Annotated in this window: 9 protein-coding genes; 5 read left to right on the forward strand and 4 right to left on the reverse strand. The window is 65.2% G+C overall.

From position 1 onward, the window contains the following. Positions 1-17 precede the first annotated feature (17 nt). Positions 18-1,364, reverse strand: a complete 1,347-nt coding sequence (locus QZS21_RS11095) for an MATE family efflux transporter (RefSeq protein ID WP_295583387.1) — start codon at positions 1,362-1,364, stop codon at positions 18-20. Positions 1,365-1,569: 205 nt separating this feature from the next. Here QZS21_RS11095 and QZS21_RS11100 point away from each other — a divergent pair, with 205 nt between their 5' ends. Next, positions 1,570-2,826, forward strand: a complete 1,257-nt coding sequence (locus QZS21_RS11100; RefSeq protein WP_295583369.1) for a helix-turn-helix domain-containing protein — start codon at positions 1,570-1,572, stop codon at positions 2,824-2,826. A 51-nt stretch (positions 2,827-2,877) separates the two neighbouring features. On the opposite strand, the gene QZS21_RS11105 is transcribed toward QZS21_RS11100, so the two are convergent. The 3 genes from QZS21_RS11105 to QZS21_RS11115 all read right to left on the reverse strand — a co-directional run bounded on the left by QZS21_RS11105 (position 2,878) and on the right by QZS21_RS11115 (position 6,927). Beyond that, entirely contained in the window at positions 2,878-4,692 is a 1,815-nt protein-coding gene (locus tag QZS21_RS11105; protein WP_295583371.1) for an ABC transporter ATP-binding protein, read from the reverse strand. Between the two features lie 64 nt (positions 4,693-4,756). Further along, entirely contained in the window at positions 4,757-6,493 is a 1,737-nt protein-coding gene (locus QZS21_RS11110) for an ABC transporter ATP-binding protein (protein ID WP_295583373.1), read from the reverse strand. Next, a complete protein-coding gene (locus QZS21_RS11115) occupies positions 6,490-6,927 on the reverse strand; it encodes a MarR family winged helix-turn-helix transcriptional regulator (protein WP_295583375.1) in 438 nt (145 codons plus the stop codon). The genes QZS21_RS11110 and QZS21_RS11115 overlap by 4 nt, the downstream gene beginning before the upstream one ends. Before the next feature lie 399 nt (positions 6,928-7,326). Between QZS21_RS11115 and QZS21_RS11120 the strand changes: the two genes are divergently transcribed. The 4 genes from QZS21_RS11120 to QZS21_RS11135 all read left to right on the forward strand — a co-directional run. After that, positions 7,327-7,887, forward strand: coding sequence for a DUF2975 domain-containing protein (locus QZS21_RS11120; RefSeq protein WP_295583378.1), 561 nt, complete (start codon positions 7,327-7,329; stop codon positions 7,885-7,887). 11 nt (positions 7,888-7,898) lie between these two features. Beyond that, positions 7,899-8,129: a helix-turn-helix transcriptional regulator gene (locus QZS21_RS11125; RefSeq protein WP_295583381.1), complete on the forward strand. Its 231-nt coding sequence runs from the start codon at positions 7,899-7,901 to the stop codon at positions 8,127-8,129. Beyond that, positions 8,126-8,473 (forward strand): hypothetical protein, encoded by a 348-nt coding sequence (locus QZS21_RS11130; protein WP_295583383.1) that lies wholly within the window; start codon positions 8,126-8,128, stop codon positions 8,471-8,473. Before QZS21_RS11125 ends, QZS21_RS11130 begins: the two co-directional genes overlap by 4 nt. Before the next feature lie 52 nt (positions 8,474-8,525). After that, on the forward strand, positions 8,526-9,040 hold a 515-nt coding region (locus QZS21_RS11135), incomplete at its 3' end, for a hypothetical protein (RefSeq protein ID WP_295583385.1).

A 9,040-nucleotide genomic window follows, 5' to 3' on the forward strand; every position in this document is an offset into this window, starting at 1 on the left:
TCCCTGCCGCGCTTTTTTCAGTCCAAAACCGCCACTTCCCGCCGGTAAATGCGGTAAAAATACCAGATCTCCGGCGCCGCCGTGATGGTCCAGGAGAACACGTACAGCAGATACAGCGAGGGAATCGTCTGGAAGTGGGCAAACACGGTGTAAATCCAGGCCACCCGGAACACACAGGACCCCAGCACCACCATAACGGTGGGCACCAGGCTCTTCCCCAGCCCCCGGGAGGCGGCGATGGTGCAGTCCATAAAGGCAGAGACGCAGTAGGACAGGCTCATGATGCCCAGCCGCTTCATGCCCGCCGCCGCCACGGCGGGGTCCTTGGTGAAGAGGGAGAGGAACTGGGGCCCCGCCGCCCACAGCAGCAGTCCCAGCAGCAGCCCCGCGCCGAAGGAGTAGCCCATGCTGATGAGAAAGCTCTTTTTCACCCGCTCCTTCTGCCGTGCGCCGTAGTTCTGTCCGATGAAGCTGCCGCAGGCGGTGTAAAAGGCGGCCATCACGTCGTACACCAGGGCGTCGGCGTTGGCGGCGGCGGAGTTGCCCGCCACCAGCGTGGCGTCGAAGGAGTTGACGCCCATCTGGATGAAGAGGTTGGCCAGGGAGAAGATGCCGCACTGCAGCCCCGCCGGGAGGCCCACCCCCAGAATGGCCCGGGTGCGGCTGGGGTGAAAGCGGAGCTGTCCCCACCGCAGGCCGTAATCCTCCCGGCTGCGGAACAGGGCTGCCGCCACCAGGGCGGCGGAGAGGTACTGGGAGATGACGCTGGCCACGGCCACCCCCGCCACATCCATGCCACAGCCGATGACGAAGAACAGATTCAGCGCCAGGTTCACCGCCCCGGCGATGGAGAGGTAGCGCAGGGGCCGCCCGGTGTCCCCCACGGCGGAGAACACCGCGTTGCCGAAGTTGTAGACCCCCAGGGCGGGCATTCCCAGAAAGTAGATGCGCAAATACAGCGTGGCGCCGTCGATCAGCTCCTCCTTGGTGTGGAGCAGCTCCAAAATGGGCCGGGCGAAACAGACCCCCACCGCCAGCAGCGTCACTCCCGCCAGGGCACACACCAGCGCCGCGGAGTGGACCGTGTCCGTCAGCTCCCTGCGGCTCTTGGCGCCGAAGTGGAGGGCCGTCAGCACGTTGACGCCGCTGGACATACCGATGAGCAGGCCCGTAAAGAGGCTCACCAGGGTGGTGGTGGAGCCCACGGCGCCCAGGGCGGCGGACCCGGCGAAGCGGCCCACCACCGCCACGTCCGCCATATTGAACAGGACCTGCAGCAGGTTGGAGAGGATCAGCGGCAGGCTGAACCCAAAAATCTGCTTTCCGAGGGGGCCCTGGGTCAGGTCCCGCTGTGCCAGTTTCATCACGGTTCCACTCTCTTTTCGTCGTTTTTGCAGTCGGAGAGTAGTGTAGCACAGGCGCACCGCCGCCACAAGCCCTTTTTTCGCAAAATCGGGGCGGGAGCGGGGGTGCTAACCGGCGGTTAGCAAAAAGAAAGCCGCCGGTTGGTGGCGCCGGGGGCGGTTTTCTGCTATACTCTCCTCACCAACCGGAAGAGGAGGGCCTGTCATGACCATCGGCCAGCGCATTGCGCAAAAGCGAAAGGAACTGGGCCTCAGCCAGGAGGCGCTGGGAGACCGGCTGGAGGTCTCCCGCCAGTCCATCTATAAGTGGGAATCCGGCGTGGCGGTGCCGGAGGTGGAGAAGCTCATCGCCCTGAGCCGCCTGTTCGGCGTGTCCGTGGGGTGGCTGCTGGGGGTGGAGTCCCCCGCCGCCCCGGCGGCCGGGGAGTTGACGGAGGCCCAGACCCGCATGGTGGAGGAGCTGGCCCGGCGGTACGCCGCCGCCCTGCCCAAGCCCCGGCGCTCCGCCTGGGACAAGTGGTCCGTCCGCCTCCTCTTCGCCCTCTGCGGCCTGATGCTGGTCCTCCTGTACGGCATCAGCGGAAACATGCGGCGGCTGGACGGGCGGTACGACACCTTGCAGGCGGAGATGGGCCGGGTGGAGCACAGCGTGGACCGCCAGATCGGCGGCATCTCCGACCGGGTGGAGGCCATTCTCAAGGCCCAAAACGACCTGACGGCGGATTACGGCACGGAACTCCTCCGCGCCGCGCCGGACACCGGCGGCGCCCTCTTCTCCGCCTACGCCATCCCCAGGACCTACGTGGAGGGCATGACGGCCCAGTTTTGCGTCGACGACGGCGGCGGCGTCTCCTCCGTGGACGGGGTCCGGGACGGCGAAACCTTCTCCGCCCAGGTGCCCGCCCGCCTGACGGACGCCATCAGCCTCAGCGTGGTCTTCCTCTACCCCGACGGCACCCGCCAGACCCAGCTGCTGGACAGCTATTCCGGCCTGTACAGCGCCTCCCTGCCCTGGGTGGAGCTGTCGGAATACGGCTATCTGCTGGGGCTGAAGGCCGACGAGGCGGGGCGGGTGCTTCTGCCGGAGCGGTATGTCTCCGCCGGCGGCAGCCGCGCTCTGGCGGCAGGAACCTCCGCCAGGGCCCCGGCGGAGGCCGTCCGGGTCCGGGTGGGGCTGTTCCAAAACCGGGCCCTGGTGCGGTGGCTGGAGCCCTGCGGCCAGCCGGAGAGCATCCGGGGGGACCTCCCCGCCGGCGAGCAGTTCTTCCGCCTGCCGGAGACCGCCGTCACCCTGGCCCCCGGGGCGGACACCCTCTGCTTTGCCGCGGTGGTGACCGACGAGTACGGCAGGGAGACCGTGTGCGAGAGCTCCCCCTACCTTCTGGAGGACGGCGCCCTCACCTGGCCCTCCGCCAGCTCCTCCGACACCGACCCCACCCACTGGCACTATGATGAGACGTGAGGGAACGGCTAAAAAGAAGCCGGGGGGACAGATGTCCCCCCGGCTTCCTGTTCACGCGAGCTCCGCCTGCCCCGTGTAGAGCTGGTAGTATCTCCCGTGCTGGCCGATCAGATCGTCGTGGTCGCCCCGCTCGATGATCTCCCCCTGCTCCAGGACCATGATGGCCTTGGCGTTGCGGACGGTGGAGAGGCGGTGGGCGATGACGAACACCGTCCGCCCGGCCATCAGCCGGTCCATGCCCCGCTCGATGAGCTTTTCCGTCCGGGTGTCGATGGAGCTGGTGGCCTCATCCAGAATCAGCACCGGCGGATTGGCGCAGGCCGCCCGGGCGATGTTCAGGAGCTGCCGCTCCCCCTGGCTGAGGTTGCCGCCGTCGCCGGAGAGGACGGTCTGGTAGCCGTGGGGCAGGTGGCGGATGAAGGTGTCCGCCCCCGCCAGCTGGGCGGCGGCCTCCACCTCCTCGTCGGTGGCCTCCAGGCGGCCGTAGCGGATGTTGTCCGCCACAGTGCCGGTGAAGAGGTGGGTGTCCTGGAGCACCACCCCCAAAGACCGCCGCAGGGACTCCTTCTGGATGTCCCGGACGTCGATGCCGTCGTAGGTGATGGTGCCGCCCTGAATCTCGTAGAAGCGGTTGATGAGGCTGGTGATGGTGGTCTTTCCGGCACCGGTGGAGCCCACGAAGGCGATCTTCTGCCCCGGCTTCGCAAAGAGGGAGATGTCCCGCAGGATGATCTTGCGCTCGTCGTAGCCGAAGGTCACGTGCTCAAACCGCACGTCCCCCTGGAGGGGCGTCAGGCTGCCGTCGGGCTTTTTCCAGGCCCAGACGCCGGTATCGAATCCGGCCTCCGTCAATTGGCCCGCCCGGTTCTCCGTCACCCGGACCAGCGTCACCCGGCCGTCGTCCTTCTCCGGCCGGGCCTCCATCACCTCAAACACCCGCTCGGCGCCGGCCACGGCGGAGAGGATGGTGTTCACCTGCTGGGAGATCTGGGTGATGGGCTGGCTGACCTGCTTGGCGTAGTTCAAAAAGGCCGCCAGGTCTCCCAGGTAGAATCCCCCGCCGCTGATGGCCAGGATGGCGCCCACGCAGCAGGTGAGGGCGTAGTTGATGTGGCTGAGGTTGCCCATGGCCGGCATCATGACGCCGGCGTAGATCTGGGCCCGGGTGCCGGCCTGGCGGTAGGCCTCGTTCCGGCTGTTGAAGCCCGCCTTGGCGGCGCTCTCGTGGTTGAAGACCTTGATGACCTTCTGGCCCTCGATCATCTCCTCGATATAGCCGTTGACCTCGCCCACGGCCTTTTGCTGCTGGGCGAAGTACCGGCGGCTGCGGCTGCCCACCGTCTTCACCACCGCCAGCATCACCGCCAGCATGGCGAAGGTCACCAGGCTCAGCACCGGGCTGAGGACCAGCATCATGGCGATGGTGCCGGTGAAGGTCAGCGCGCAGGAGACGAGGCTTGCAAAGCTGTTGTTCAGCGCCTCGGACACCGTTTCAATGTCGTTGGTGTAGCGGCTCATCAGCTCGCCGTGGGTGTGGGTGTCAAAATACTGGAGAGGCAGGGCCTGCATCCGGTCGAACAGATCCGCCCGGATTTTGGCCACGGTGTTCTGGGAGACGTGGACCATGATACGGGCATAGCCGAAGGAGCACGCCGCCCCCAGCAGGTACACCCCGCCCATCACCGCCAGCATCCGGGCCAGGCCCGGGAAATCGCCGGGGAGGATATAGTCGTTGATGAGGGGCTTGAGCAGGTAGGACCCGCCCACGGTGCAGGCGGAGCTGACCACCAGCAGCACCACCACCAGCGCCAGCAGCGCCTTGTACCGGCCCAAATAGTTCATCAGCTTGCGCAGGGTCAAACGCATGTTCTTGGGTTTTTGGAAGCCGCCCCGGGGGGCGCCTCCGGGCCCCTTGGGCCCCCGTCTGTTTTCAGCCACCGATGCTCACTCCTTCCTGCTGGGACTGGTAGACCTCCCGATAGATATCGCAGTTGGCCATCAGGTCCGCATGGGTGCCCTGGGCCGCCACCCGGCCGCCGTCCATCACCAGAATCCAGTCCGCCTCGCAGACGGAGGTCACCCGCTGGGCGATGATGATTTTGGTGGTATCCCTCAGTTCGTTGGCAAAGGCCTCGCGGATTTTGGCGTCGGTGGCGGTGTCCACCGCGCTGGTGGAATCGTCCAGAATCAGCACCCGGGGCTTTTTCAAAATGGCCCGGGCGATGCACAGCCGCTGCTTCTGACCGCCGGAGACGTTGACGCCCCCCTGGCCCAGGTCCGTGTCCAGCCCGTCGGGCATCCGCTCCAGAAACTCGTCGGCGCAGGCTGCCCGGCAGGCCGCCCACAGCTGCTCCTCCGTGGCGTTTGGGTCGCCCCAGAGGAGGTTTTCCCGGATGGTGCCGGAGAACAGGGTGTTCTTTTGCAGCACCATGCTCACCGCGTCCCGCAGGTGCTCCATGGTGTAGTCCCCCACGGGCCGGCCGCCCACCCGGACGGTGCCCTCCGCCGCCTCGTACAGCCGGGGAATCAGGGACACCAGGGTGGTCTTGCCGCTGCCGGTGCCGCCCAGGATGCCCACGGTCTGGCCGGAGCGGATGTGGAGGTCCACGTCCCGCAGAATCCACTCCGGGCTCTCCGGGTCGTACTTGAAGGACACGTGGTCAAAGTCCACAGAGCCGTCCGCCACCCGGGCGCCCTCCCCCGCCGTGCCGTCGGCGATGGCGGGGCTCTCGTCCAGCACCTCCACGATGCGGCGGGCGCAGGCCACGGAGCGGGTCAGCATCATGAAGACCATGGACACCATCATCAGCGACATCAGAATCTGGGTGATATAGGTGAAGTAGGTCATCAGCTTGCCGGTCTCCAGCGTTCCGGCGTAGACCATCTGCCCGCCGAACCACATGACGGCGATGATGGTGCCGTAGACAATCAGCATCATGATGGGCATGTTCACCACCACCGTGCCGAAGGCCCGCTGGGAGGTGCGCTTGAGGTCGTTGTTCCGGACGGCGAACTTCTCCCGCTCGTGGTCCTCCCGGACGAAGGACTTCACCACCCGGATGCCCGTCAGGTTCTCCTGGACCACCAGGTTCAGCGCGTCGGTCTTCTCCTGGAGGGAGCGGAACATGGGCCCCACCCGCACCAGAATCACCGACACCACCACAATCAGCAGCGGCAGCGCCACCAAAAACACGTTGCTCAGCCGGTAGCTGATGCGGATGGAGAGGAACAGGGCGGACACCAGCATCACCGGCGCCCGGACCAGAAGCCGCATCCCCATCATCAACGACATCTGCATGTTGTTCACGTCGTTGGTCAGCCGGGTCACCAGGGAGGCGGTGGAGAACTTCTCGATGTTGGAAAAGGCGAAGGTCTGGATGTGGTCGTACTCCGCCCGGCGCAGATTGGCGCCGAAGCCCTGGCCCGCCACAGAGGAACAGGCCGCGCTGCCCAGGCCGAAGGCCAGGGACACCAGGGCCATGGCCACCATCAGCCCGCCCTTCCGCAGGATATAGGACTGGTCCGCCGAGGCGATGCCGATATCCACGATATCGCTCATCACCAGCGGAATCAGCAGTTCAAAGACGGCCTCCGCCGCCGAGCACACCACGCCCGCCGCAATCCAGGGCGCATAGGGCCTGGCGTGGGGCCAGAGTTTTTTCATCATGTGGATTCATCCTCCTCTAGATTTCGGATCACACGGGCCAGCAGGTCCCCCAGCTGCGCCTGCTCCTTTGCCGTGAGGCCCCGGACCATCATCTGCTCCGACGCCTGAAAGTTCTTCTGGAACAGGGCCTGCTGCTGGGCGCCCTTCTCCGTCAGGACGATGAGCCGGCGCCGGGCATCGCTGCCGCTGACGCTGCGCTCCACCATCCCCTTCTCCTCCAGCCGGTCCAGAATGCCGTTGGCGGTGGAGGGCTTCACCCGCAAGAAGGCCGTCAGCTCGCACTGGGGGGCCTGGCCGCCGTGGCGGCTGAGGTACAGCAGCACGTGGGTCTGGGCGGGGGTCACGTCGTATTGGTTCAGCCGGGCCTCCAGCCGGGCCTTAGCCAGGTGGGCCGCCCGGCCCAGCGTGGGCCCCAGGGCGTTGATCTGCCGCATGGCACACCTCCTGAATCATTCGTATGCTAAAAGTTAGTATGCTAAATATTAACACGGCGGGCCGCAAAAAGCAATGTGCATTTTGATGATATTTTTTGAACGATTTATGAACGAAAACGGGAAAAACGGATCCATTGTAAACAAATTGTGAAGCATCGCCTTTCCCCGTTGACTTTCCCGCCCGGAGCCGTTATGATAAACCCATCAAGCAAAAAGCTTGTAACGCATATCATTTTCCCTCTCCTTTCTCTATATCATACGGCAAAGCGGACGGTTTCGACGGACCGTCCGCTTTGCCGTTTTCTTTTATTTTGATTTATCGAAAAACAATAAAAAATCATTGACAATCAATAATTTCCATGGTAGGATGCAACTACAAGTTCAAAGGGGGAATGTTCCATGGAATCCACATCCGTCCAAAAAATTGCCCGGGTGCTCCACGCGCTGGTGCTGGCGGCGCTGGTGTGCAACCTCATCATGCTGCCCCTGGTGCCCGGCCTGGTGCTCTTCCGCTTCGACCTGGACGGCATTCAGGCCCTTTGGCGGTACGATGTGGACGACTGCCTGGGGAATTTTCTGGACGCCCTTCTCTCCTGGTGGTATCGGGGGGAGCCGTACACCATCATCCTGACGCTGTTTCTGCTGTTTTCCGGCATCTGCACCGCCGTGATCCTCTGGCAGGGCCTGCGGGTGCTGGACACCATCCTCCGCCAGCAGCCCTTCTCCATGTCCAACGCCGTCTCCCTCCGGCGGGCCGCCGGGGCCGCTTTCGTCATCTCCGGGGCCGCCCTGGCGCGGGTGGTGTTCAGCGTCTGCTTCTTCCGCTCCGCCGTGCCCCTGCTGTCCTACAACGCCCTCTTCGTCCCCATCTTCGCCATGTTCGGCCTGCTGTGCCTGGTCATGTCCGCCCTCTTCCGCCAGGCGGCGGAGATCAAGGCGGAAAACGACCTGACGATATAGGGGGCGGGGCTGTGGCGATTATTGTGAATCTGGACGTGATGATGGCAAGGCGGAAGATGACTCTCTCCCAGCTCTCGGAGAAGGTGGACATCACCCTGGCCAACCTGTCCATCCTGAAAAACAACAAGGCCAAGGCCATCCGTTTCTCCACGCTGGAGGCCGTCTGCGCCGCCCTGGACTGCCAGCCCGGGGACATTCTGGAATACGTGCCCGATGCGGGCCGGGAGGAGGACGCGCCATGAAAAAGCCCCGTGTCCGCCGCTGGGGAATTCTGCTGTGCCTTGTGCTGATTCTCGGCGGCATCTTTTATGTCCGCCACCACTTCACCCCGGAGCGCTGGAGCGCCCAGAAAAACCGGGGCAATCTGGTGGGCAGCCTCCTGCGCCAGTACGACGGCCTCTCCGGCATGGACGAGGCGGACCTGGACAGTCTGCTGGGCCAAGTCTCCACCGAGGACTGGCGGGGAGAGCGGCGCCGCTGCTACTGGATCGGCAGCGGCCGGGGACTGGAGTGGTTTCCCGAGTATATGATCGTCTACCTGGACCCCGGCGGCACCGTGGGCCGGGTGGAATTCGAGTGGGCCTGAACACATAACCGCCGTCCCCATCCCAGGGACGGACCGAAAAGGAGAACTGCATATGTCTGAACTGGAAAACGCCCTCCCGCCGGAGGGCGGGGCGAAGCCTACGCCAAAAACGGGAAAATCCTACGAAATTGCCCGGCGGGACCGGCTGTTTGTGATCCTCACCCTCTGCTTTTGCCTGTTCCTGGTGAACACCTTCTTTTCCTGCGGCCCCACGGCGGGCCTCACCGCCGCCGTGTTCGCCTGGTACGCCCTGGTCCTCTCCTACACGGGCACCGCCGCCCTGGCCCAGGGCGTCAACCGGGTGCTGCTTCTGAGCAACCTCTTTCTGGCCACTACCTTCGCCCTGGGGTCCAACTGGACCTTCCGGCTGTGGAACCTGCTGGCCCTGCTGGTGCTGCTGCCGGTCCACGCCGTGGGCCTCTCCGGGGCGGGGCGGCTGCCCTGGCCCCGGCCCGCCATGCTGTGGGAGCGGTTCTGCCTGCTGCTGTTGAACCTGTTCGGCGCCCTGGGCGCCGCCTTTGCCGCCCTGTCCCCCGGCGGCGGGAGCCGCGTCCCCCGCCGGACGCT

It is taken from the genome of uncultured Oscillibacter sp. (assembly GCF_900544955.1).
Classification (GTDB): domain Bacteria; phylum Bacillota; class Clostridia; order Oscillospirales; family Oscillospiraceae; genus Oscillibacter.

Excerpts from the sequence above, each read along its gene's own strand:
- QZS21_RS11095 (WP_295583387.1), bottom strand. The coding sequence starts at position 1,364 with ATGAAACTGGCACAGCGGGACCTGACCCAGGGCCCCCTCGGAAAGCAG.
- QZS21_RS11110 (WP_295583373.1), bottom strand. The coding sequence starts at position 6,493 with ATGATGAAAAAACTCTGGCCCCACGCCAGGCCCTATGCGCCCTGGATT.
- QZS21_RS11115 (WP_295583375.1), bottom strand. The coding sequence starts at position 6,927 with ATGCGGCAGATCAACGCCCTGGGGCCCACGCTGGGCCGGGCGGCCCAC.
- QZS21_RS11100 (WP_295583369.1), top strand. The coding sequence starts at position 1,570 with ATGACCATCGGCCAGCGCATTGCGCAAAAGCGAAAGGAACTGGGCCTC.
- QZS21_RS11105 (WP_295583371.1), bottom strand. The coding sequence starts at position 4,692 with ATGCGTTTGACCCTGCGCAAGCTGATGAACTATTTGGGCCGGTACAAG.
- QZS21_RS11130 (WP_295583383.1), top strand. The coding sequence starts at position 8,126 with ATGAAAAAGCCCCGTGTCCGCCGCTGGGGAATTCTGCTGTGCCTTGTG.
- QZS21_RS11120 (WP_295583378.1), top strand. The coding sequence starts at position 7,327 with ATGGAATCCACATCCGTCCAAAAAATTGCCCGGGTGCTCCACGCGCTG.